This window comes from Campylobacterota bacterium, assembly GCA_040752835.1.
Taxonomy (GTDB): domain Bacteria; phylum Campylobacterota; class Campylobacteria; order Campylobacterales; family Sulfurimonadaceae; genus Sulfuricurvum.
Map to the genome: position 1 here is coordinate 219399 of JBFMGG010000007.1, position 25516 is coordinate 244914.

21 protein-coding genes are annotated in these 25516 nt (G+C 54.3%); 20 read left to right on the plus strand and 1 reads right to left on the minus strand.

Annotated elements, in window-relative coordinates:
• Positions 1-7: 7 nt before the first annotated feature.
• The 11 genes from AB1763_07180 (at position 8) to AB1763_07230 (ending at position 11005) form a co-directional block, all read left to right on the plus strand.
• Positions 8-898 (plus strand): polyprenyl synthetase family protein, encoded by an 891-nt coding sequence (locus AB1763_07180; GenBank protein MEW5832599.1) that lies wholly within the window; start codon positions 8-10, stop codon positions 896-898.
• Positions 898-2190 carry a glutamyl-tRNA reductase gene (hemA, locus tag AB1763_07185; GenBank protein ID MEW5832600.1) on the plus strand — a complete coding sequence of 431 codons (1293 nt, stop codon included), beginning with the start codon at positions 898-900 and terminating at the stop codon, positions 2188-2190. Before AB1763_07180 ends, hemA begins: the two co-directional genes overlap by 1 nt.
• Positions 2190-3893, plus strand: a complete 1704-nt coding sequence (locus tag AB1763_07190; GenBank protein MEW5832601.1) for a proline--tRNA ligase — start codon at positions 2190-2192, stop codon at positions 3891-3893. Before hemA ends, AB1763_07190 begins: the two co-directional genes overlap by 1 nt.
• A complete protein-coding gene (locus AB1763_07195) occupies positions 3890-4300 on the plus strand; it encodes an FxsA family protein (protein MEW5832602.1) in 411 nt (136 codons plus the stop codon). Before AB1763_07190 ends, AB1763_07195 begins: the two co-directional genes overlap by 4 nt.
• A complete protein-coding gene (locus AB1763_07200; protein ID MEW5832603.1) occupies positions 4254-5090 on the plus strand; it encodes a DsbA family protein in 837 nt (278 codons plus the stop codon). The genes AB1763_07195 and AB1763_07200 overlap by 47 nt, the downstream gene beginning before the upstream one ends.
• Positions 5091-5093: 3 nt before the next feature.
• Positions 5094-6041 (plus strand): hydroxymethylbilane synthase, encoded by a 948-nt coding sequence (hemC, locus tag AB1763_07205; protein MEW5832604.1) that lies wholly within the window; start codon positions 5094-5096, stop codon positions 6039-6041.
• Positions 6038-7861, plus strand: a complete 1824-nt coding sequence (locus tag AB1763_07210) for a menaquinone biosynthesis decarboxylase (GenBank protein ID MEW5832605.1) — start codon at positions 6038-6040, stop codon at positions 7859-7861. Before hemC ends, AB1763_07210 begins: the two co-directional genes overlap by 4 nt.
• Positions 7862-7974: 113 nt before the next feature.
• Positions 7975-8310 (plus strand): cytochrome C, encoded by a 336-nt coding sequence (locus tag AB1763_07215; protein MEW5832606.1) that lies wholly within the window; start codon positions 7975-7977, stop codon positions 8308-8310.
• An 87-nt stretch (positions 8311-8397) separates the two neighbouring features.
• Positions 8398-9804 carry an argininosuccinate lyase gene (gene argH, locus AB1763_07220; GenBank protein MEW5832607.1) on the plus strand — a complete coding sequence of 469 codons (1407 nt, stop codon included), beginning with the start codon at positions 8398-8400 and terminating at the stop codon, positions 9802-9804.
• A 15-nt stretch (positions 9805-9819) separates the two neighbouring features.
• Entirely contained in the window at positions 9820-10284 is a 465-nt protein-coding gene (locus tag AB1763_07225) for an OsmC family protein (protein MEW5832608.1), read from the plus strand.
• Between the two features lie 13 nt (positions 10285-10297).
• Complete coding sequence (locus tag AB1763_07230; protein ID MEW5832609.1) at positions 10298-11005, plus strand: SDR family oxidoreductase; 708 nt, start codon at positions 10298-10300, stop codon at positions 11003-11005.
• A gap of 3 nt (positions 11006-11008) precedes the next feature.
• On the opposite strand, the gene AB1763_07235 is transcribed toward AB1763_07230, so the two are convergent.
• Positions 11009-11365: a histidine triad nucleotide-binding protein gene (locus tag AB1763_07235; GenBank protein ID MEW5832610.1), complete on the minus strand. Its 357-nt coding sequence runs from the start codon at positions 11363-11365 to the stop codon at positions 11009-11011.
• Positions 11366-11535: 170 nt separating this feature from the next.
• Between AB1763_07235 and pheS the strand changes: the two genes are divergently transcribed.
• From pheS to serA, 9 genes are all read left to right on the plus strand, one after another.
• A complete protein-coding gene (gene pheS / locus AB1763_07240) occupies positions 11536-12528 on the plus strand; it encodes a phenylalanine--tRNA ligase subunit alpha (GenBank protein ID MEW5832611.1) in 993 nt (330 codons plus the stop codon).
• Positions 12525-14852, plus strand: coding sequence for a phenylalanine--tRNA ligase subunit beta (gene pheT, locus AB1763_07245; protein ID MEW5832612.1), 2328 nt, complete (start codon positions 12525-12527; stop codon positions 14850-14852). Before pheS ends, pheT begins: the two co-directional genes overlap by 4 nt.
• Positions 14849-16126 (plus strand): 3-phosphoshikimate 1-carboxyvinyltransferase, encoded by a 1278-nt coding sequence (aroA, locus tag AB1763_07250; GenBank protein ID MEW5832613.1) that lies wholly within the window; start codon positions 14849-14851, stop codon positions 16124-16126. The genes pheT and aroA overlap by 4 nt, the downstream gene beginning before the upstream one ends.
• Positions 16123-16953 carry a 4-hydroxy-3-methylbut-2-enyl diphosphate reductase gene (locus tag AB1763_07255; protein ID MEW5832614.1) on the plus strand — a complete coding sequence of 277 codons (831 nt, stop codon included), beginning with the start codon at positions 16123-16125 and terminating at the stop codon, positions 16951-16953. Before aroA ends, AB1763_07255 begins: the two co-directional genes overlap by 4 nt.
• A 244-nt stretch (positions 16954-17197) precedes the next feature.
• Positions 17198-19846: a filamentous hemagglutinin N-terminal domain-containing protein gene (locus AB1763_07260; GenBank protein MEW5832615.1), complete on the plus strand. Its 2649-nt coding sequence runs from the start codon at positions 17198-17200 to the stop codon at positions 19844-19846.
• A gap of 9 nt (positions 19847-19855) precedes the next feature.
• Positions 19856-21535, plus strand: a complete 1680-nt coding sequence (locus tag AB1763_07265) for a ShlB/FhaC/HecB family hemolysin secretion/activation protein (protein ID MEW5832616.1) — start codon at positions 19856-19858, stop codon at positions 21533-21535.
• A 160-nt stretch (positions 21536-21695) separates the two neighbouring features.
• The gene (locus AB1763_07270) at positions 21696-23351 is read left to right on the plus strand and encodes a 30S ribosomal protein S1 (GenBank protein MEW5832617.1); all 1656 of its coding nucleotides are present in this window, start codon (positions 21696-21698) and stop codon (positions 23349-23351) included.
• Between the two features lie 5 nt (positions 23352-23356).
• Entirely contained in the window at positions 23357-23839 is a 483-nt protein-coding gene (locus AB1763_07275; GenBank protein ID MEW5832618.1) for a hypothetical protein, read from the plus strand.
• Positions 23839-25428, plus strand: a complete 1590-nt coding sequence (gene serA, locus AB1763_07280; GenBank protein MEW5832619.1) for a phosphoglycerate dehydrogenase — start codon at positions 23839-23841, stop codon at positions 25426-25428. Before AB1763_07275 ends, serA begins: the two co-directional genes overlap by 1 nt.
• Positions 25429-25516: the final 88 nt, after the last annotated feature.

A 25516-nucleotide genomic window follows, 5' to 3' on the forward strand; every position in this document is an offset into this window, starting at 1 on the left:
AAAGAGGATGCAAGAAAAGGTAGAAACACTCATTGCCAAACTCGTCGAAGAGGTCGATTATCCCAAAGCGGCAGAGCTTTTTGCAAAGCTTTCGGGGGGAAAACGGCTCCGCGCGCGGCTGATCCTCACGATCGCCCCCGAAGCCCCTGAAGCGCCTCTTCTAGGGGCCATCGTCGAACTGATCCATGCGGCCAGCCTCCTGCACGACGACGTAATCGACGAAGCGATGCTCCGGCGCGGCGTCCCTTCGGTGAATGCGACCCACGGCAGCAAAGTCGCCATTATGCTCGGCGATATCCTCTACTCCAAAGCGTTCAGCTCTCTTACGGCTTTTGACCCCGCCATTTCCCGTGCCGTTGCCGAATCGGTCACCCGTCTCTCGATCGGGGAGATGATGGATGTCGAGATGGCCGAAACGTTCAATACCGATCGGGAACTGTATCTTAAAATGCTCTATCTCAAAACGGCGACGTTGATCGAAGCCGCCGCCTTTTCGGCCGCTCTTCTGGCAGGCAAGGATGCACAGTCGTACGCAACGTACGGAAAAAATCTCGGTCTGGCGTTTCAGATCGTCGATGACATCCTCGATATCACTGCCGACGAAGCGACGCTCGGTAAGCCCTCATTGAACGATTTTGTAGAGGGGAAAACGACGCTTCCCTACATTGATCTGTACGATGCGCTAGACGTTCCGGGTCGTGAAAGGCTCCGGAATTCCCATGCCCGTCCGATCGACGAGGCGGAGAAAAGGTGGATCCGTTCGCGAATGGATGAACACGGGGTGATCGAGCGTTCATACGCCTTCGCGCGCTCCCTTTGCGACGAAGCGACTGCGGCGGTAGGGAATGATCTTCCTCTCCACGCCATCATCGAATCCGTTTTGAAAAGAAGTAACTGATGCACTATCTCATCGTCAGCTTTTCACACCGCAACTCGACGCTTGCCATCCGCGAAAAGCTGGCATTTGTAAACGAATCCGAACAGCTCGAAGCCCTGGCGGCGCTGAGACGCTGTAGCGCCATCGGCGAGTCGATGCTCCTCTCCACCTGCAACCGGGTCGAAATTTTTTGCAGCTGCAACGATACCGAAGCGGCGACAGAAGCGATTTTCGCTCTTCTTTCGAAGCGTTCGGGGATCGGACACGAAGAGTTGCACGAGCGGGGCGATATTTTCGATGACGAAGGGTGCATCCACCACCTTTTCAGCGTTGCCAGTTCGCTCGATTCGATGGTTGTGGGTGAGACTCAGATCGCGGGGCAGCTCAAAGACGCGTTCCGCCTTTCGCAGGAAAACGGCTATTCGGCTCAGAAAATTTCGCGGGCAATGGGATTTGCGTTCAAATGCGCCGCAGAGGTCCGAAACGCAACCAATATCTCCTCCAAACCGGTTTCGGTGGCGAGCGTGGCGGTATCCAAAGCCAAAGAAAGTGTCGGTAGCCTTGAGGGGAAAAAAGCCCTTGTCATCGGCTCAGGGGAGATGTCGGTCATCACCTGCAAGCACCTGAGCGCTCAGGGTGCGGAGGTGACGATGATGAACCGCACCTTCGAGAAAGCCGAAGAGATCGCGCGCGAATGCGACGCCCGGGTCCGGTCGTTCGAAGAGATTGCTTACGCCATCAACGATTACGAGCTGCTCTTTACGTCGACAGGGTCGATCCATCCCATCATCACCGAGGAGATGATTTCCCAGACGCCGTATAAGCGGTACTGGTTCGACATGGCCGTCCCGCGCGATATCGATTGCGATGGGGCGAAGTGGGGAATATCGCTTTATTACGTCGATGATTTGCAGGAGATCGTGAGCGAAAACATTGCCCTGCGCGAAGACGAGGCGAAAGTCTCCTATGTGATCGTCCGCCGGCATGTCGTGCAGTTTTTCGAATGGCTTAAAACCCTCTCGATCGAACCGCTGATCAAGACCCTTTATCTTCGTGCCGAAGAAGCGGCCGATGAGGAGGCGTTCCGCGTTATCCGTAACGGCTATATCCCCGAAGAATACGAATATGCCGTCCGCAAAGCGGCCATCCAGACGCTGAAGCGGTTTTTGCACCCCTTCGCCGAACGGATGCGCGACGGATCGGATCCTCTCAAAGTGGATGCGCTGATCGAAGCGATGAATTTTTTACTCGACAGCGAGGACGGATCCGACCTCTCCCAAAAAGCCTGTACCTATCATACGAAAGGAAAATGATGCGTTTTAGCAAAGCCTATATCCCCACTACCAAAGAGTCTCCCAAAGACGCCCAGCTCCCGAGCCACATCTATCTCTCCCGCGCCGGTTTTATAGCGCAGGTCGCGAGCGGTCTGTACAACTTTCTGCCGCTGGGCAAGCGGGTGTTGCGTAAGATCGAAAACATCATCAACGAAGAGATGTCCGCGTGCGGCGCGTTGGAAGTCGATCTCAGTTTCGTTACTCCCGCCGAGCTGTGGGAAGAGAGCGGTCGCATCGAAAAATTCGGTAAAGAACTCCTCCGTTTCCGCGACCGGAAAGAGAATCTTTTCGTTCTGGGACCGACGCATGAGGAGATGATGGTCAACATCGTTCGTAACCGCGTCACGAGTTACAAACAGCTTCCGCTGAACGTTTACCAGATCAAAACGAAATTCCGCGACGAGGCCCGCCCCCGGTTCGGTTTGATGCGCGCCCGCGAATTCGTCATGAAAGACGGTTACAGCTTCCATGCGACGACCGAGGACCTCGATCGTGAGTTCGATGCCATGGAAGCGGCGTACAAACGGGTTTTGGAACGTCTTGGGCTGACGTTTCGCATCGTCGAGGCCGACAGCGGAGCGATCGGCGGGACCGGATCGAAAGAGCTGATGGTTCTGGCCCAGAGCGGGGAAGATACCCTTGCGGTCTGCGATACCTGCGAATACGGCGCGAACGTTGAAGCGGCGCGCCGTGCTCCCCGTTCGACGGTTCCCGAAGCGCCGGAGGCCGATTTCATGCGGTTTAAAACGCCGGGCGTCAAATCGATCGACGACCTGTCCGCCTTTTTCAAGGTCGACTCCTATTACACGCTCAAAGCGGTGGTCCAGCGGGCCGTCTATACCGAAGGGAGCGAACTGGTCTGTTTCTTCCTCCGGGGTTGCGACGAACTTCAGGAAGTCAAGGCACGCAACAGCGTCGGGGCGATCGATCTCGTCGACGCGGGCGAGGAAGAACTCCGTTCGATCGGTCTTGTACCCGGATTCATCGGGCCGCTCGATCAGGATAAAATCCGTATCGTCATGGACAGCGATACCCGTAATGCGACGTCCATGATCTGCGGTGCGAACGAAGAGGACTACCACTTCGTAGGCGTTGATCTGAGCGTGATGGGCGAAGCCCATTTTGCCGATCTGGCGAGCGTTCAGGAAGGGGACGGATGCCCCCACTGCGGAGGGAAGCTCCTCCATACCAAAGGGATCGAAGTCGGGCATATCTTCAAACTGGGGACCGTTTACTCCGCGCCGCTGAAGGCCGAATTCCTGGACGAAAACGGCCGTTCCCAGCCTTTTATCATGGGTACGTACGGGATGGGGGTCAGCCGTCTCGTCGCCGCCGTGATCGAACAGCACCACGACGAACGCGGGTGCATCTGGACCCCCGCGACGGCTCCTTATCTCGTCAACGTCATGGTGTCGAACGTCAAAGAAGAGACCCACCTCTCCTATGCCGAAAAACTGTACGGCGAACTTCAGGCCAGGGGGATCGAAACGATTCTTGACGACCGTAAGGAACGTTTCGGATTCAAGATGTCCGATGCCGAGCTGATCGGATTCCCTTTTACGGTTATCGTAGGAAAAGAACTCGACAACGGCTCGGTGCAGATCATGATCCGCGCTACCCGCCAGATGGTCACCGTCGATGCCGACAAAGTGATTGAAACGCTTGAGGAACTGCGGGGATGATCTATTTTCTGATCTACCTCTTCGCCGAGGTGATCGTCACCGTGGAGATCGCCTCGCGAATCGGGGGGATCGCGACGTTTCTCGAAATCGTCGGAAGCGCTTTTCTGGGAGTTTTCATTCTCCTCAACTTCCGCCATGCCCTCGCGGAAAACCTTTACGCGCTGCAAACCCGCCGAATCGACGTTCAGGGATTTGCCAACCGGAACCTGATGGGACTTGTCGGGGCGTTTTTACTGATCGTTCCGGGCTTTTTGAGCGATTTGGTCGGGATAGCGCTGCAGCTTTTCGTGGCCGGTTCGTTTCTGGTTAACCGTTTTGGGCGAAAATACGGATCGCCAACCCCAACACAAAAGGATGAATATGTCATTGATGCCGAAATTATCGACGATACTCCTTCTCTCCGCTAGCCTCTTCGCGGCGAGCGACTCCGAAGTGGTCTCGTTTTTGAAAAAAGGGATCGGAAACAATCCCGCCATCAGCAATCTCAACATCGAGATCAACGGTAAAAAGCCCGTTCCGTCCATGAGCGGATGGCAGGCCTATTTCGTCAGTATCGGTGCGGACGTCAAACAGGGGAATGAAAAACGCCGGATCAACCAAAACGGCATCTACTTCGTCAGCGGCGACGTGATCGCCCCCGAACTGGTCAACCTCAAAACCGGGGTTCGCTACAACGATACGATCACCCCCGATTTCAACGCTTCGTATTACACGAAAGCCAACCGCATCAGCGGGGATGCCAACGCGACCCACAAAGTGGCCATTTTCTCCGATCCGTTGTGCCCCTTCTGCCGCCGCTACGTTCCCGAAGCGATTTCATACATGGCCAAGTATCCCAAAACGTTTGCCGTCTATTACTACCACCTCCCCCTCGCCGGGCTTCACCCCGCCGCGGTGACCCTGACGAAAGCCGCGATCGCGGCGGAAGAAGAGGGGATGTCAAATGCGGTGATGAAGCTCTATACGGTCGATATCGACGCCAACGAGAAGAACGAACAGAAGATTCTCGATGCGTTTAACAAAGCGACCGGCGCGAAAGTGAGTCCGGCCGACATACGCCGCCCTTCCGTCCTCAAACAATTCGAATTCGACCGAAAGGTGGCCGACGACATGATCGTTTCGGGAACCCCGACGGTCTTTTTCAACGGTGAAAAAGACCCCAAAAAAATGAAATACAAAGACGTAAAGGTTAAATAATCGATGAAAAAACTGACCATCGCAACCCGCGGAAGCAAACTGGCCCTGTGGCAGTCCAACCACATCAAATCACTCATCGAGACCAATTTTCCCGAGGTATCGGTGGAACTGAAGATCATCATCACTTCCGGTGACAAGATCCTCGACGTTCCGCTCGCCAAAATCGGCGGCAAAGGGCTGTTTCTCAAAGAGATCGAAGAATCGATGCTCCGCGGGGAAGCGCAGATGGCGGTCCATTCGCTCAAAGACGTTCCGACGGTGATGCCCGAAGGGCTGCTGCTTTCGGCCATTACGACGCGCGAAGATGTCCGGGACGCGATGCTCAGTGAAAAATATCCCGATATCGCTTCGTTGCCGCAAGGGGCCGTTGTCGGTACCTCTTCGCTGCGCCGCCGGATGCAGCTCGCGCTTCAGCGCCCCGACCTCGTGATCAAAGACCTTCGCGGAAATGTCGACACCCGCATCCGCAAACTCAAAGAAGGGGAATTCGACGCGATTATCCTCGCGGCCGCGGGGATCAACCGTCTGGGACTCCGCGATTCCGTGACGTACTTCTACCCGATTTCGCTGGATGAGATGCTTCCGGCAATGGGGCAGGGGGCCTTGGGAATCGAAACCGTCAACGAGCCGTGGGTGCTCGAAATCGCCCGCTTTCTCGACGATGAAAACAGCCGCATCGAAACGTCGATCGAACGCGGGTTCGTCGATACCCTTCAGGGGGGGTGCCAGGTTCCCATCGGGGTAAGCGCACGGGTGCGTGAGGACGGCAGCGTGGTGGTCCGTTCAACCCTGGGAATGCCCGACGCGAGCGAAACGATGGGAGACGAAATCGTGGTTGAGCGCGACCGGACCGCCGGCGTGGGCGAAGCGATGGCGAAGCGCCTCATTTCGCAGGGTGCGATGGAGTTGCTGCAACGTGCCGAAGCGATGGCAAACGGGGCCGCGCAATGACCCTTCAAAAGACGATCGATCTGCTCCAGTCGCAGGGTGAACTCCGTATCATCAGCGAGCCTTTGGACATCTATCTGGAAATCCCCCATCTGGCCTATGCCGAAGTCAAAAAAGAAGACGGGGGGAAAGCACTCCTTTTTACCCATCCGATCGACCGTAAAAGGGGCAAACGCTTCGATGCCCCCGTGGTTATGAACCTGTTCGGATCGTTCCGCCGGACCGAACTGCTGTTCGGGCGCGAGGTCGAAGGGGTGGCCGAAGAGATCGAAAAACTGCTTCACATGAAGCCGCCGCAGAGTTTCAAGGAAAAAATCGGAATGCTCGGCGATCTGTTCTCGATGAAAGATATTTTCCCGAAAAAACTCCCCAAGCGGGGAAGCTGCCAGGAGATTGTCAAGGAGGGGGAAGAGGCTTCGTTGCACGACATCCCCGTTCTCACGACCTGGGAAGAAGACGGAGGGCCGTTCATCACAATGGGGCAGGTCTATACCCAAAGCCTCGACGGCGATGTCGTGAACCTGGGAATGTACCGTCTGCAGGTTTACGACAAGCACCGGCTGGGGATGCACTGGCAGATCCACAAAGATTCGTCCCATTTTTTCGACCAGTACCAGCGGGCGGGCAAAAAAATGCCCGTCTCCGTCGCGATCGGGGGAGATCCCCTTTACACCTGGTGTGCGACGGCACCGCTCCCTTACGGGGTTAACGAGCTGCTGCTGTATGGACTCATCAAAAAAGAAGCGCCGAAACTGGTCCAATCGATTACCACTCCCCTTTACATCCCAGAGGATGTCGATTTTGTGATCGAGGGATGGGTGGATCCCGAAAAAATGGAACTTGAAGGGCCTTTCGGGGATCATACCGGCTATTATACGTTGCAGGAGTATTATCCCGTTTTGGAAGTAAGCGCGATCACGCACCGCAAGGAGCCTTATTACCTCGCCACCGTCGTGGGGAAACCGCCGCTTGAGGACAAATACATGGGATGGGCGACGGAACGGATTTTCCTGCCGCTGCTCAAAACGAACGCGGCCGATCTGATCGATTACCACATGCCGGAAAACGGGGTGTTCCACAACCTGATTCTCGCCAAGATGAAGACTCTCTACAAGGGGCACGCGAAGCAGTTTATGCACATTTTCTGGGGATCGGGGCAGATGAGTTTCGTCAAACACGCCCTCTTTTTTCCCGAAGACGCCCCGAAACTCACCAATTATGAAGCGCTGGCGACGTACGCGCTCAACCGTTTCCAGCCCAAATGTCTCTTCCTCTCCGAAGGGATCACCGACGCGCTGGATCACTCCAGCCCCGAAGCGCTTGTCGGCGGGAAACTCGGGATCGATTTTACCGCATCGCTGGCACCCCAACAGCCCGAGTCGATCGAAACCGCCGCATTGCTCGAAAAAATTGCCGCGCTGATTCCCGAAACGGTCAACGTCGCGCAGTACATGCGCCATACGGCCAATCCGGTTACGGTCGTCAGCGTCCGCAAAGGGGAGCGTTCGATCCGGGACCGTTTCGCTTCGCTGGAGACGCTGGAACGTTATCTGCGGATCGTCATTTTCGTCGACGAAGCCAAAAACGACCTCTACAACCCGTACATGCTGATCTGGAGGGTGAGCAACAACCTCGACGCACAGCGCGACCTGTACCGTGGAAATACGGTCGTGGCGCTGGACGGAACGACGAAAACCGCCGCCGACGGGTATGAGCGCGAATGGCCCGGCGACGTGGAATGTACCCCCGCGGTTGTCGAGCGGCTCAAATCGATGGGGATCTGGGATCTGGACGAACTTCTGGAAAAGAAGTACCGGCCCTGAGGCAAAAAGGGCGATTTTTAGCGCCTTTTCGGCCTGAAAAATGATTAAGCATTCTATTAGATTTAGTAATGTAAGATTAATTTAAATTTTTTTTAACAGGAAGAGCGATTCCGATGCGCACATTATACGCTACCGTAGCCCTTACGCTTTTAGCCGGTTCTACCCTCCTCAGCGCAGCGACCTACAAGGGTCAGAAGATCTATATCGAATCGTGCAAAGAATGCCACGGCGGCGGCCAGGAACTCGCGGCTTCCAAAAAACAGCGCGCCTGGGAGAAGTTGATGGCGAACAAAGGGCAAAAACTTGCCGACGTCCATCTGGGTTCAAAAAAAGCGCAGGCGTCATGGGAATATTTCGGAAGCCGGGCTTTTACGAAAAATGCCAAGCACATCGAGGATTTTCTCGTCGAATACGCCGCCGACAGCGGTAACGTCCCCGCCTGTAACTAACCCCCTTTCGGGGCGGACCTTCTTTCAAACTTTCGTCTAAACCAAACTGCGCTAAAATATTCCCATTTATTACGATTCGGAGATACTATGAAAAAAATGTGGTCCGGACGCTTCGCACAGGATGCGTCAAAGCTTCTCGAACAGTTCAACGCCTCGATCATGTTCGACCGCAAGCTGTACCGCGAAGACATTGAAGGTTCCGTCGCACACGCGCAGATGCTCGCCCATCAGGGAATTCTGAGCCCGGAAGAGCTTGCCTCGATCGAAAAAGGGATGGCTCAGGTGCTCGAAGAGATCGAATCGGGCGTTTTCGAATGGAAAATCGCCGACGAAGATCTTCATATGGCGATAGAGAAGCGGTTGACCGAGATTATCGGAGAAGCGGGTAAAAAGCTTCACACCGCCCGCAGCCGTAACGACCAGGTTGCGCTTGATTTCCGCCGTTACGTCCTGAGAAAAAACGGCGAGATCGTCGAACAGATTAAAGAAGTGATGGGAGTCCTCGTCGACATCGCACGGAATCACACGTCGACCCTTCTGCCGGGGATGACCCATCTTCAGCACGCCCAGCCGATCAATTTCGCGTTCCATCTTCTGGCGTACGTTTCGATGTTCAAACGCGACTGTGAACGTTTCGAAAGTTCGGCGGAACGCAATAATATCTCTCCGATCGGATGTGCCGCACTTGCCGGAACGCCGCACAACATCAACCGCGAAATGACCGCGCAGAGCCTAGGATTTCATTCGGTCAGCATCAACTGCCTCGACACCGTCAGTGACCGCGATTTCGCCCTTGAAATCCTTTTCAACATTTCGACGCTGATGATGCACGTTTCACGTCTGGCCGAAGAGATCATTCTCTGGTCGAGTTACGAATTCCGTTTCGTTGAACTTTCCGATGAGTATTCGACCGGAAGCTCGATCATGCCGCAGAAGAAAAATCCCGACGTTCCCGAACTGCTGCGCGGCAAGACGGGGCGGGTCTATGGGAACCTGATGGGGCTTTTGACGGTCATGAAAGGGCTTCCGCTCGCCTACAACAAAGATACCCAGGAAGACAAAGAGGGGGTTTTCGACAGCGTCGAAACGATCGAAATTTCGCTTGAGATCCTTCGCGAGGCGCTCAGAACGATGACGGTCAAGCCTGAAAATATGGCTCGTGCCTGCAAACTCGGGCATCTTTCGGCGACCGATCTGGCCGACTACCTCGTCGAACACTGCGGGGTACCGTTTCGCGAAGCGCATCACATCACCGGACGGGCCGTCGCGCGCGCCGAACAACTGGGATGCGATTTGAGCGACATCCCCTACGCGGAACTCTACGCGATCGATGAGCGGATCAAAGAGGACGTCTGCGGTTACCTTTCGATCGAACATTCGATGAATGCCCGCACCTCGCAGGGAGGAACCGCCGAAGTGCGTACTCTCGAGCAAATCATGTTTTTCGACGAATACCTCAAGGCGAAGGGGTACGATTCCCTTCCAGACGTGTAAAAAGGAGATTGATTCATGAAGATTACCGTTTCCCACCAGGATGCGATGCGTTTCGAAGCGCAGACCGAAAAAGGGAGTTTTATCATCGACTGCCCGCAGATTTCCCCGATCGAATATTTTCTGAGCGGGATTATCGCCTGCAGTGCCACCGATGTCGTCATGCTCCCCCAAAAACAGGGGTATACGGTGAAAAACCTGGCCGTTAGCGGCGAAGTCGTCCGCAACGAGAGCGCACCCCGAAAGTTCAACACGCTGCATCTGGAGTACCGCTTCGATTCGGATGCGGACGATACGATGGCGGCCCGCTGGGTAATGGCGAGCCTTGAGACCTATTGCTCGACCATCAATACGATTCGCGACAGCGTGGCGATCACCTACACGATCGTCCACAACGGCAAAACGGTCCGAGAACATGAAAAAATGATCAGCGGCGGCGGAAGCACCGTCGATTTCGGTGCCCTGCAAGGGTGCAACGCCTAAGAAAAGGGCGGTCGTGGAACGGACGCAAACCGCATTGGTCACCGGTGCCGCACAGGGGATCGGGCGTGTTATCGCACGGTTGTTCGTCCAGCGCGGCTGGGAAGTGCTGGGGCTTGACTTCAACGCCGAAAGCCTTGCCTCCGCCGCTTCGGCCGAGGGATTCGTGCCGATCGTCTGCGATCTGGCCGATCCCGAAGCGGTCGAAAAAGCTGCCGAAGGAATCGTATCGCTTGATTTACTCGTAAACAACGCCGCCTACAGTGCGCAGGGCGATCCAAGGATACTTCCGTTGGCCGAATGGAACCGTGTCCTCGCGGTCAATCTGAGCGCCCCGTTTTTGCTCTCCCGTCTATTGGCCGATAAACTGACCCTGAAAAAAGGATCGATCGTCAACATCGCTTCCACGCGGGCATTGATGAGCGAACCGTTTACCGAAGCCTACAGCGCGAGCAAGGGGGGATTGCTCAGTCTCACCCATGCGCTCGCCATGAGTCTCTCCCCGGTTCGGGTGAATGCGATCAGCCCGGGCTGGATCGAACATGCCCACCCGGGTTCTCTTCGCCAGATCGATCACGATTTTCATCCCTCCGGGCGGGTCGGACGTGCGGAAGACATTGCCGAAATGGCCTGGTTTTTGGGAAATCAGCAATCGGGGTTTATTACGGGACAGAATTTCGTCGTAGATGGAGGGGTGACCAAAAAAATGGTCTACCCCGAGTGAGGGTCAGATAAAATCTTTGGGGTCGGCGTCGGCGAAATGGCCCCATTTGAGCTTGGCGCCGCCGAGGAGATGGAAATGGAGGTGTTTGACCTCCTGTCCGCCGTCCTCACCGATATTGCTGATAATACGGTAACCGCTTTCGTCGATTCCGAGGGTTTTGGCCGTTTCTTGCATAAACGTCCCCATTCTTCCCATAACGTCGCCGGGGATCTCTTTGAAACTGTCGTAATGGGCTTTGGGGATCACCAGGACATGGACGGGCGCTTTGGGATTGATATCGTGGAAGGCGTAAAATTCTTCGTTTTCGGCGACCGCGTTGGAGGGGATCTCTTTCGCGACGATTTTGCAAAAAATACACATGGCATAACCTCTTTTTTTCGTCCCATTGTAGCACAAGTTCGCGAGATGAATCCCCCCCTGAAGCTGTTTATAAAAGAGTTTAGAATAGAATATCCCAAAATATTGTCCGTTTTTGCGAAAACGGATACGATGAACCGTTTATGGAATTTAATTAGGATGGAGACACTGCTTTGCAAGAGTGGTACGACGCGATAAAATCGGCCGATACGATTGACAAAATCGAAGAGATTCGGATTGCCGTTTTCGGTAAAAAAGGGGTAATGAACGCCGAGTTCGCCCGAATGAAAGACCTTGACGATGCGGAAAAAGGCTCTTTTGCCAAAGAACTGAACGTCCATAAGGAAGCGTTGAATGCGCTGCTGCTGGACCGCAAACTCTTTTTGGCGATGGAACACCTCGAGGCGACGATGAAAGCCGAAGCGGTCGACGTCAGCCTCTATTCACCTTCCAGCGAGCGCGGTTCGCTCCATCCCGTCATGGAAACGATGGACCGGATCGTTGAATATTTTCTGGCGATGAATTTTTCGGTGCAGACCGGGCCGATGGTGGAAGACGACTTCCACAATTTCGAAGCCCTGAATCTTCCCAAATACCACCCCGCGCGCGACATGCAGGATACGTTTTACTTCAAGGATTCGATGCTGCTGCGTACCCATACCTCTCCGGTACAGATTCGGACGATGCTCTCGCAAAAACCGCCCATCCGGATGATTGCCCCGGGCGCCGTTTTCCGCCGCGACTACGATTTGACCCACACACCGATGTTCCACCAGGTCGAAGGGCTGGTCGTCGAGGAGGCGGGGAAAGTGTCGTTTGCGAACCTCAAATTCATCCTCGAAGACTTTCTCAAAACGATGTTCGGAGACGTCGAGGTCCGTTTCCGTCCGAGCTTTTTTCCGTTCACCGAGCCTTCCGCCGAAGTGGATATCAGCTGTATTTTCTGCGGCGGGGAAGGGTGCCGCGTCTGTTCGAAAACAGGATGGCTTGAAGTCCTCGGATGCGGTATCGTTGACCCGAATGTCTTTAAGGCGGTCGGTTACGAAAACGTCAGCGGATACGCCTTCGGCCTCGGGGTCGAGCGGTTCGCGATGCTGATCCACCGGATCGGCGATTTGCGGTCCCTTTTTGAAGGAGATACGAGACTATTGGAGCAGTTTAGATGATCGTTACGAAGAATTGGTTAAACGAATGGATTGATCTTGGGGGTATCAGTACCGAACACCTCCTCAAAACGTTCAATGCCATCGGGCTGGAAGTCGACCGCCACGAAACGATCCGCGTCCCTGACGGCGTCGTTATCGGATACGTCGAACAGTGCGAACGCCATCCCGATGCCGACAAACTGAGCGTTTGCCAGGTCAACATCGGCTCGGGCGTCCGGCAGATCGTCTGCGGTGCCTCGAACGTTCGTGCGGGAATCCATATCGCGCTCGCGACGGTCGGTTCCGAACTTCCCGGCGGACTGAAAATCAAAGCAGCCAAACTTCGCGGCGTCCCTTCGGACGGAATGATCTGTTCGAGTAAAGAGATCGGCCTCCCTTCGACCGGCGAGGGGATTATGATCCTTGATGGCAGTATCGGGGAACTGGTTCTGGGGAAAAATCTCAACGAGTACCCGCTTTTCAACGACGATCTGATCGAAATCGAGTTGACCGCCAACCGAGGCGACTGTCTGAGCATCCGGGGTATCGCCCGCGATCTGCGCGCCGCTTTGAACCGCCCGTTGCGCGAATGCGCCAAAAACGAGAGTCAGGAACGCCTGGGAATCGGCCGCATTTTGCAGCTCCATCACAACGAAACGTTTGATGCCGACTTGCTTTTCGGGGCCGTCGAGGTCAAAGAGTTCGATGTCCCTTTCATGATCGTGTTGCGTCTGGCACTGATCGAGGGGGAATATTCGACTCCGGTTGAAGCGGTGTTGCTCTATTCGACCCACAGCACGGGGGTAATCCTCAGAGCGTACCCGTTTGAAAAATTCGGCGACCACGATACGAAGGGAATCATCACCCTTGATACGGACGAAAACGGCTACACGGCGCTTTATGGCAAGGAAAAAGTCTCGGTGATCGGCGTTTCGCAGGAGAAAGAGGCCCGCTTCAGTGCCAAAGAGGGGCTGGCAATCATCGAAGCCAGCTATATCGCTCCCGATATCATCTCCAAAAAGATGGGGGAGAAGAAAGTCCCCAGCTGCGCGCACTATTACCGTACATCCCGGGGCAGCGAACCCAAAATCGACATGGGGATCGCGTATGCGATGCGTCTGTTCGAAAAATTTTCGTCGTCCCAGGTGTACGGCGGGAATATCGAGCTGCTCTCTTCGTACGAGCCGCGCATCGTCAGCATGAGCGAAGAAGAGATCGCCTCGTTCATCGGGATGCGCGTCGATAAAACGACGATTACCCAGATTTTCAAAAACCTGGGGATGGAGATCGGCAAGCCCAAAGGATCGACGTTTGCGATTTCGATTCCGCAGTTTCGCCACGACATCGTGAACAAGCAAGACATCGTCGAAGAGATCGTCCGCATCGTCGGCATCGACAACATCCCCTCCAAGCCGCTTTATTTCGCCGAAGCGAACCGTGCGGGCGATGACCTGAACGAATACCGCAAAACGCGGATGTATCGCCATCGCGCCGCGCAGAGCGGGTTTTACGAATCGGTCCATTTCGTTTTTAACGAACGCACACAGCTTGAAAAATACGGGTTCGTCTGCACCGACGAGTCCAAAGAACTGATCAACCCGATTACCGCCAATTTCGATACGCTTCGGCCGACCCTTCTGATGGGGCTTTTGAACTCCGCATCGGCGAACGTCAAAGTGAATCAGAAAAAAATTGCCCTGTTCGAAGCGGGGATGGTGTTCGATGCGGATCGTAAAGAATCCAAGCGTCTAGGGTTTATCGTTTCGGGTGCGGTGCAGGGTGAAAAAGTTGCCAATGCCGGCAAGCCCGCCTCCATCGATTTCGCGTCGTTCGTCCAGATGATATCGGACGTGGCGGGTTCGTTTGAACTCGTTTCGCACGTTCCCTCCCATTCCCTCGCACACCCTTACGTTTGTGCGAAAGTGATGATCGCCGGGGTCGAGGCGGGGGAACTTTTCCGCGTTCACCCCAGTGTGGAGGAAGCGTTCGACCTTCCGCAGACGTTTATGTGCGAGCTCAAAACCGATCTTCTCCCATACGGCTTGATCCAGGCGCAGCCGTACTCGAAGTACCAGGCGTCGTATCGCGATTTGAGCATCGTCGTTTCGAAAGAGACGGCGTACGAAACGATCAAAAATGTCATTGAAAAACACGTCTCCCCTCAGGTCCGTCGGTTCTATCCCGTCGACCGCTACGTCTCCGAAGCGCTGGGTGACCAGATGAGCCTGACGCTGCGGTTTGTTCTGCAGTCGGAGGAAAAGACGCTGGAAGAGGAAGATATCACCGCCGCGATGGAATGGGTGCTGGACGGTTTGAAAAACGAACTCGGGGTAAGCTTGCGATGACGAAAGCGAAAGTCCATCCGGTCCACTCCTTCGCGTTCAAGAGCAACGCGATCGCGCCCGACAAATCGATTTCGCACCGATGCGCCATGTTCGCCGTTCTGGCCGAAGGGGAGAGTAAGGTCCGCAATTTTCTCCGTGCCGAGGACACCCTCAATACCCTCAAAATCGTCGGTCATCTGGGGGCGGATATCCTGGATGAGGGAGAAACCATCACGATCCGCTCCAACGGGATAAAAGAGACGAGCGAAATCCTTGACTGCGGGAACTCCGGGACGGGGATGCGGCTGTTTTGCGGCCTCCTCTCTTCGGCGGAGGGGCATTTTGTCCTCACCGGTGACGAGTATCTCAAACGCCGCCCGATGAAACGGGTGACCCAGCCGCTGCGCTCCATCGGTGCGAAGCTCGACGGACGCAACAACGGTGACCTGGCTCCCCTTTCGATCCGGGGCGCGTCGCTCAAATCGTTCGATTATACATCTCCGGTCGCATCGGCGCAGGTCAAAAGCGCCATGATGCTCGCAGCGCTCCGTTCAGACGGTGTCTGCACATTCCGTGAGCCGGAACTGAGCCGTGACCACACCGAACGGATGTTGCGGGGGATGGGGGCACGCATCGAGGTAAACGGCCTTGAGACCAAAATATGGCCTTTGGAAAAACCGCTTTCGCCGCTGGATATCCGTGTGCCTGCCGATCCTTCCAGCGCTTTTTTCTTCGCCGTAGCGGCGGCGATCGTCCCCGGGGCATCGGCCCTGATCGAAGGGGTCACCCTCAACCCGACCCGTATCGAAGCGTTTAAAGTATTGGAAAAAATGGGGGCCAAGATCACCTATACCCTCACCGACGAGCGGTACGAGCCGATCGGCAACATTCGCGTCGAGTACGCCCCTCTTAAAACCGTTACCGTCGAGGAAAACATTGCGTGGCTCATCGACGAGCTCCCGGCTCTTTCTGTGGCCATGGCGTGCGCGGAAGGGAAAAGCGTCGTCAAAAATGCCGAAGAACTTCGGGTCAAAGAGTCCGACCGGATTAAAACGGTGGTTGATAACCTGAACCTCTGCGGCATCGAAACCGAAGAGTATCCCGACGGCTATGCGGTGATCGGCGGAGAGCTCAAATCCGCCACCGTGAACAGTTACGGCGACCATCGGATCGCCATGAGTTTCCTGATTGCGGGGCTGAGATGCGGGATGGAGGTCGAAGACGTCGAATGCATCAATACCTCCTTCCCTAACTTCTTTGAGCTCCTCGGCACTTTTGCGAAGGTAGAACGATGAAAATCGAGCTGGCCGAAAGTTACGGATTCTGTTTCGGTGTGAAACGGGCGATCAAAATTGCCGAAGAAAACCGCAACTCTTCCACCTATGGCCCGCTTATTCATAATGCCAACGAGATCGCGCGACTCAAAAACGATTTTAACGTCGCGTTGAGCGAAAATCTCGATACCTTCAAAGCCGGAGATACTGCCGTCATTCGAACCCACGGTATTCCCAAAGAAGAACTTGCCCTCCTGAACCGCCGCAACGTGAACGTCGTCGATGCGACGTGTCCTTACGTTACCAAGCCCCAGCAAATCGTCGAGGAGATGAGTACTCAGGGGTACGATATCGTCATTTTCGGAGACGAAGCCCACCCCGAGATCAAAGGGGTCAAAAGCTATGGTGTGGGCAACGTATTCGTCATCAACGCTCCCGAGGAGATCGATGCGCTTAAACTGCGCGAAAAAGTGGCCACCGTCGCACAGACGACCCGCAAGATCGAAGATTACCGACAAATCGTCGGAAAGCTGATGGAAACGCACAAGGAGGTGCGGGTATTCAACACGATCTGCAACGCGACGTTCGACAACCAGGATGCCGTACGCGCATTGGCCCAAAAAGCCGACGTGATGGTGATCATCGGCGGCAAAAACTCTTCGAACACCAAACAGCTCTACGCCATTTCCAAAGAATTCTGCCCTGACAGTTATCATATCGAGAGCAAAGACGATCTCGAGCCCGGCTGGTTCAGCGGAAAAGAGTTCTGCGGGATCAGCGCGGGAGCTTCGACACCTGATTGGATCATCGACGAAGTTGTCGAAGCGATCGAGCATCTTCGCCGATAGATTTCCGTTCCCCTCTTTTTCCTTCACGAGAAACGTATCCGTACTTTGTTGTCTGAGTGTCGATACACGTACCGCTGCAACGTCCGTACAACAAAACTGCAACACATTTGCAACTCTATCGTCGGATAATTCCACCACAGGGTAATACACCCGAATAATCATACAAGAGGATTCAATGATGAAGGGCAATCCGGATTAAAGTTCGCGTTTTCGTATTCTCAAAGGTGGAAAAATATCGCTTGTCGTGTCGGCATTGCTTGCAGGATCGAGCATCGCGTACGCCGCACCAAGCGGAGGCACCGTAACGACAGGCAGCGCAACCATCAGCCAAAACGGCAGCGTTACCACCATCAGCCAGTCTACCAACAAGGCCTCGATCAACTGGCAGGATTTCAGCATCGGCAAGAGTGAAACGGTCAACTTCGTACAGCCTTCCGCCGCCTCGGTTACGCTCAACCGTGTCATCGGGACCAACCGTTCTCTTATCGAAGGGGCAATGAACGCGAACGGACAGGTATTCCTCATCAACCCTAACGGGATTTTATTCGCCAACGGCGCACAAATCAATGTGGGGGGGATCGTAGCCTCTACGCTCAATATTACCGATGCGAACTTCCAATCAGGCAACTATGTCTTCGAAGGTAACAGCCAGAATTCGGTCCTCAACATGGGAACGATTACAGCTGGCAACGGCGGTTACGTGGCAATGATGGGTAAAACCGTAGCCAATGAAGGGACCATCGTTGCGACGATGGGGAACGTACAGATGGCGTCAGGCGAAAAGATCAGCCTCAATCTCAACGGCAACTCTCTCGTAAAGCTGACCATCGATCAGGGAACGATGGATGCCCTGGTAGAGAATAAAGGGCTTATCAAAGCCGACGGAGGTCAAGTCTACCTGACCACCCAGGCGCTCAACACCATCCTGGACGGAATGGTGAACAATACCGGGATCATCGAAGCGCAGACACTCGAAGACGTGACGGGCAAGGTCGTTCTTTTCGCTCACGGCGGGACGGCGGATATCGGCGGGACGATCAAAGCCGAAGGGGGATTCGTCGAAACGTCCGGGAAAGAGTTTACTATTGCCGACGGGACAACGGTGAAAGCCGGAGAATGGTTGATCGATCCGGTCAACATAACGATCGATTCAACACTTGCATCGGCCATTGAAACAGGCTTGGCCGGCGGTAATGTCAAAATTACGACCGATACGACAGATGGCACTCGCTTGGATACAACAAGCGGAGAAAGCGGTACGGATGGAAATATCAATGTTAATTCGGCCATTACATGGTCATCAAACAATACGTTGACCCTTTCGGCATACAACAACATCAATGTCAACGAAAATATCACCCATACGGGTACTTCGGCCGGCGGAATTATTTTTCTCTACGGGCAGGGAAGCAGTGATGGAGGCAGCAGTGCCTACAGCGTCGCGGGAGGCAAGACGGTTACCTCTCCGTCGATCCAATGGCGCAAGGGAAGTGACCTGGCCGGGACCCGTTATGCCGTTGTCAACGGAGATGTTTTTCTCGGTGGAAAATACATTGAAATCGGGATCAACCTGGCATCGGGAGGAAAATTCGGAACGACAAGCAAACCCAGCCTGTTCTTCGGGCGTCAAAGCGGTGCAGGCGTAGGGATGACGGGGGATGCTGACGGTTTCGGAACGGGGAGCGATCTTCGCATCGACTATTTTTTACCCGGTTCACCGTATGAAGCGTTTTCGGCACAGTACGAAATCGGCGGGACACCTACCACGGCAACAAATTTCGTATCGTCGGGCAATTCCGGAACGATCGTTTTGTCTCCTTTGGATTCAAGCGGTGTGATGGAAGCCGTTGTGACGACGACATTAGGCGGAAATCTCAAAACTGAACAAACGATTACTCTTGGAAAAGATAATAAGTATTTTAACAATGAGGTTAAATTGACGAACGTCGGAGCAACGGCCTTGGAAGACGTTACGTTCATCCGCAGTTTTGACCCTGACAATACTGTCGATATGGGCGGAAGTTATACCACGATCCAAAAAATAGATCAGAAAGTCTCGGCCGGCGATTCGGCTACGGTTGTCAGTGCGACAAGCCAGGCCGGCGATGCTTATGCGATTGCTTCCGGCGGCAATCAGTCCAAAATTATTTATTATACGACCGACAGTCGTGCCAACGTCGGTTACGGTTCCCCGTTTTTCGGCGGAACGGTAGCCAATATGCTGTCAACTGCGGCGACACAGTCCAAAGGGGATACCGCTACGGGCGACCGCGGTATCGGAATCATCCTTGAAGCAGGGAACCTTGCGACCGGGGGAAGCGCAACATTTAACTATCTGACGTCGCTCGATAACCGCGAAATGAGCACCATTCTCAGCGAACTGAATGTTGCCGGAGGAGCTTCGACTCCTACTCCGGCTCCGGTGCAGGAAACGACTACAAATTCTGCATCGGAAAAACAGGCTAAAAACGTTGTTACGACAATCGTAAATTCGACCGTTGCCCCTGCCGTGCCGGTCGTGCAATCTCCCGCAACGATGCCACAGCCGATTTCGGTACAGACACAGGCGCAAAACACCGCATTGCTTAAAACGATCATTCCGCAAAACGGTTCGGGTATCGGAAACTCTTTCGGTTTGGTCGGGACAAGCGAGGGGACGACTCCGGTTCAGACGGTAACGATGGAACAGCTTCAGACGGCCGCTACGGTACAGGGAACCGGCGATATCCGCGTACCGCTGGCCAACGACAGCCTGGTCGAATTGGTAAACGGGGGACTGAACCTTCCCAAAGGGGTCAGCCAGGAGTTTTACGTCGTTGCGGACAACGCTGTGAGCGGAAGCGGGAACAACGGAATGAACGTTGAGCCGAACAATGAAAATGAGAAAAGATAAGGATCTGCGATGATGAAACGAACCATTACCCTTTCCCTGCTGGCATCGGTCTCTTTGATGGCTGCCGCACCCACGACAGGAGACATCCTCCGCCAAGTGGAACAGCCGAAGCTTCCTGAGACACCCAAAGCGCTACCAAGTGTCGGAGCGGGGGAATACAAAGCGCCGCTTGAAGCCAAAGACACGGTAAAAGTCTTTGTAAAATCGTTCAAATTCAGCGGAAACACCGTTTTCGGATCGGACGTTCTGGCTGAACTGGTCAAACCCTACGAGGGGAAAGAACTGGGGATCAACGCTCTCAAAGAAGTCGCTTCGATCATCACCAAATACTACCGAGACCGGGGCTATTTCGTCGCCCGTGCCTACATCCCCGCGCAAAGCATGGAGAACGGCATCGTCGAGATTGCGATCATCGAAGGGACGTACGGATCGTTCGACATGAAAAACAGCTCTCTGGTCGATACCGCCGAAGTACAGGGATTCATGGACCATCTCAAGCAAGGTCAGATCGTCTCCACGATGAGCCTTGAGCGCCAGATGCTTCTCATCAACGATCTCTCGGGTGCGCAGGTGACCAACGCCGAAGTTTACCCGGGAGAGGCAGTCGGAACCAGCGACTTTCGCATCACCGTCTCCCCGACGCCCAAATACAACGGCTATGCCATAGTCGATAATTACGGAAGCCGCTACACCGGAGAGAACCGTCTGAGTGCGGGTGGTTACATCAACAGCCTCACCGGAATCGGCGATACCCTGAGTATAACCGGGCTCGTCTCCAACACCGCCGATCTCAAAAACATCCGCCTGGGGTACGATCGCCCGCTGGGATATTCGGGACTCAAAGGCGGGGTGAGCTTCAGCCTGACCGACTATACCCTCGATGAGATCGAGAACTACGACGCGTACGGACGGACCGACAGTTACAGCGCCTACGTCAGTTACCCGACAATCAAGACCCGCGCCCACACGCAAACCCTCGAAGCGTCGTACGATCATAAAGAGATGAAAGACAGCAGCGGAACTCCCGGAGCCCTCGACGAAGCGAAAAAACAGCTCGACGCCCTGACGCTCAAGGCAAGCGATAAACGTAATACCTCGCTCGCCGGCCTTCCCGGAAGCCTGTATGCTTCGGCGGGATACACGATCGGCCATCTGGGACTTAAAAACGGTACGGCCATCACCAACGATGCGGGGCTCAATTCGGGAGGCAACTACACCAAACTGGCCCTGAACGCATTGCACAGCCAGTACCTCAGGGACGGAATGACCCTCCAGAGCACTTGCAAAGCCCAAAAAAGCTTCGGTAACAACCTCGATTCTTCCGAAGATCTCTCGGTAGGCGGAACCAACGGCGTTCGGGCTTACGAAGACAGCGAACTCAGCGGCGACCAGGGGTATGCGATCAGCCTCGATTTGATCTACGCTCTCCCGTCGCTGCGGCAGATCAGCCATAGCACCAGCATCTTTTTGGACCATGCCAAAGTGTGGAAAAACGATACGACGTTTAACAGTGACGATAATATCCGCACGCTCAATGCCGTCGGGGTAGGGTATGCCATGAATTACGGCAATTTTGACCTTAAAGCAACCCTTGCGCACGGGTTCGGCGATGAACGCCGCCCCCAGAGCGAAGCGGAATTCCACACCAACTCCAACAAATTCCTCCTGCAGGGAATGATGCGGTTCTAATCCGGAGGGAAGAAGAAATTTTCTTCCCGTCCGCCTCTCCTTGCCTCCTCCTTTTCACCCCCTTTGATTTTTCCGTTTACGCGATATTTCATGCAAATAAAACCGAATCCAAGCATTTTTGCGCTATAATCAGCCAATTTTTAGTTACAAGGGATTAGGTATGGCTTTCGATAACGAAGCGTTCGAAGAAGAAAATTTTGCCGAGATGTTAGAGGCGTCTTTCAAAGAGCAAGAGTCTACTCGCATCACCGAAGGTGAAATCGTAGAAATCCAGGAGGGTGACAACCGCGCGTTGGTAGGCGTCGGCGAAAAACTCGAAGGGATCATTTCACTCGACGAGATCCGCGATGCGAGCGGCAAACTTCTTTTCAACGTCGGCGACAAAATTACGGTAATGATTACGGGACACTACAACGAGCGTCCGAAAATCTCGTATAAAAAAGTGCTGGAGCAGGAGAAAACGCTTGCGTTTATCAATGCGCACAAAGACGATTTCGAATCGGTCATCGTCGATGCGGTCGTGACCAAGAAAAACAAAGGGGGATACCTCCTCGAAGCGGACGACGTCCACTTCTTCCTCCCCCGTTCGCTCGCGGCGTTCAAAGAGAGCGACAACGTGATCGGCAAAACGGTTAAGGCCCAGGTCGTCAAAATCGATCCGGCCGAAGCTTCGATCGTCGTTTCGCGCCGCAAGCTCTTCAACGACGAGCGCAAGCGGAAAAAAGAGGTGATCGACGCCCTGATGGAAGAGGGGAAAATCATCCAGGGGACCGTCAAAAAGATCACCAGCTACGGTATGTTCGTAGACGTCGGCGGGATCGACGGTCTCGTTCACTACAACGAAATCAGCTACAAAGGGCCGGTCAACCCTTCCAAACTCTACAAAGAGGGGGATGAAGTAACGGTTAAAGCGATCGCGTACGATAAAGACAAACGCCATCTTTCACTCTCGATCAAAGCGGTTCAGCCCGATCCGTGGAAAGAGGTCGAAGAGGCTCTGGACGAGGGTGATACCATCACCGTTACCGTCAGCAACATCGAGCCTTACGGCGTATTCGTCGATCTTGGGAACGATATCGAAGGGTTCTTGCACATCTCCGAAATCACGTGGGACAAAAACATCAAGCACCCCAAAGATTACCTCACTGTCGGACAGGAAATCGACGTCGAAGTGATCGAAATCAATTCGAAAACGCATAAACTGCGCGTTTCGTACAAACGCCTTCAGCCCAAACCGTTCGAAGAGTTCATGAAAAAATGCAAAGAGGGCGACGTCGTCAAAGGGACGGTCACTTCTCTGACCGATTTCGGCGCATTCGTCAAAGTGGGCGGCGTCGAAGGGCTCCTGCACAACCAGGATCTCTCATGGGACAAAAACGTCAAATGCAAAGAGACGCTCAAAGTGGGTGACGAAATCGAGGTGAAAATCGCGAAAATCAACGCCGAAGACGAAAAAATCTCATTGAACCGCAAATCGCTCGAAGAGAGCCCGATCGATCAGTTCGCGGCAAACCATAAAATGAACGACGTCGTCAAAGCGACCGTACGCGACGTCAAAGATTTCGGCGTCTTCGTATCGCTCGAAGGGGGAGTCGACGCCCTGATCCGTAACGAAGACCTTTACCCCCTCGTCGCCGAAGAACTTCAGATCGGTCAGACGATCGAAGCGGCCATTCTCGTGATCGACGCCAAACGTGACCGTATCCGCCTCTCGGTCAAAAAGCTCGAGCGGATCAAAGATCAGGAAATGCTCAACGAAATCAACGACGATGAGTCGAACAGCCTGGGCGACCTGATCAAAGACCAACTGAAATAAGACCGATGCGACGGGTTGCCTACTGGCTGTTTCCTCTCATAGCAGCAGCGGTAGCCGCGTTCATCGTCATTTTCATGATCCAGATCAATCCCTCCGTTCCCCTTTCGGAACGTTTTTCGGGGGGCGGCGAAGAGACCTCCTCTTCCGCCGCTTCTGCCGAAGAAGAGAGCTGGCTGGAGCGTTTCTCCCGAAGCGAAGAAAAAGACTACCACTATCCCGTCAACGAGGTCCACATGGTTCTCGATGCGGGTGAGCATCCCGAAGTGCCGGCGTACCGGATGACGGTGCCGCTGAAAGACTCGTACGAACTTTTTTGCGTGAAACAGGAGCTTTACAACAAAGCGCTTCCGTATTTTCTGCAAAAAGAGGGTGACGCGATGACCCTCCTGGTCGATTCGAACGATGAGAAAACACTCGCATCTCTTGTAACAAAACTAAAAACCTACCAAATCACGGCGACGCTGTCGCCTTATACAGAGGAAAAGTAATGGAAAAATATAAAATTGTCGTATGTGACCATATCCATGAAGAGGGGCTGAACATTCTGCGCCGCGACGACCAGATCGAGATGGTTTTCGCCGCCGATATGGATAAAACGGCCCTTCTGGACGTCATCAAAGATGCGGATGTGGCCATTACCCGCAGTTCTACCGACGTAGACGACAAATTTATCAATGCCGTCAAAGGCAAACTCAAAGCGGTCGTACGTGCCGGTGTCGGTGTCGACAACGTCGATATCCCCGGATGTTCGAAAGAGGGGATCATCGTCATGAACGTCCCGACGGCCAACACGATCGCGGCGGTCGAGCTGACGATGACCCACATGCTCTCATGCATGCGGATGTTCCCGTATTCCCACGACCACCTCAAAAACCAGCGCGTCTGGAAACGGGAAAAATGGTACGGTTACGAGCTCAAAGGGAAAAAACTGGGGATTATCGGTTTCGGTAACATCGGAAGCCGCGTGGGTATCCGCTCCAAAGCGTTCGAGATGGACGTCATCGCGTACGACCCTTACATCCATCCTTCCAAAGCGACCGATGTCGGCGTCAAATACACGACCAATTTCGAGGATATCCTTGCCTGCGACATCATCACGATCCATACCCCCAAAAATAAAGAGACGGTCGGCATGATCGGTGCGGATGAAATCGCCAAAATGAAAGACGGCGTCGTCCTCATCAACTGCGCGCGCGGCGGGCTCTACGACGAAGACGCCCTCTATGACGGCCTCAAATCGGGCAAAATCCGTTTCGCGGGTATCGACGTGTTCAACAAAGAACCGGCAACCGACCATAAATTGCTCGACCTGGATAACGTCACCGTCTCTCCGCACCTGGGGGCTAATACATTCGAATCCCAGTACAACATTGCGGTCGAAGCGGCACAGCAGGCGATCGAAGCGGCCAAAGGGATCGCGTATCCCCACGCCCTGAACCTCCCGATTGATGAGACGAAGATCCCTCCGTTCGTCAAACCGTTCCTCGAAATGGTACAAAAAATCGGGTTCCTCAGCGCCCAGATCAACAAAGCCCCCATCGTATCGATCAAGGTGAGCGGCCGCGGCGAGATCGCCGAATACGGTTCATCACTGGCGACCTTTGCAACGGTCGGTGCGCTGGCAGATATGTCAGGGGAGACGATCAACTATGTCAACGCCGATTTCGTTGCCAAAGAGCGCGGGATCAAAGTCGAGTCCGAATCGCTTCCGGCGAGCACCGTCTATAAAAATCTCGTCACGGTGAAACTGACGACGGACAAAGACGTCATCGAGATCAGCGCGACGATGTTCGGCGACGACGTACAGCGTATCGTCGACATCAACGGCTTCGGCGTCGACGTCGAACCGACGGGGAATCTGATCCTCTTCAAAAACACCGACGTCCCCGGCGTCATTGGCCAAGTTGGGACCCTGCTGGGCGCCCACAACGTCAACATCGCCGACTTCCGCCTCGGGCGCAACAAAAGCGGCGAAGCGCTCGCCGTCATCATCGTCGATTCGGCCGTCAGCGACAAAACCCTCAAAGAGCTCGCAGCGCTCAACGCCTGCATCAGCGTCAGCTACGCACGCATCTGATCTTCCCCTCCCGGGGGAGAGCCTTTTCCTCAGCGATTTTTCGATTCTTTTTCCGCTCATAGCCTCGTTTTAGTCCCTCTGAGTTATA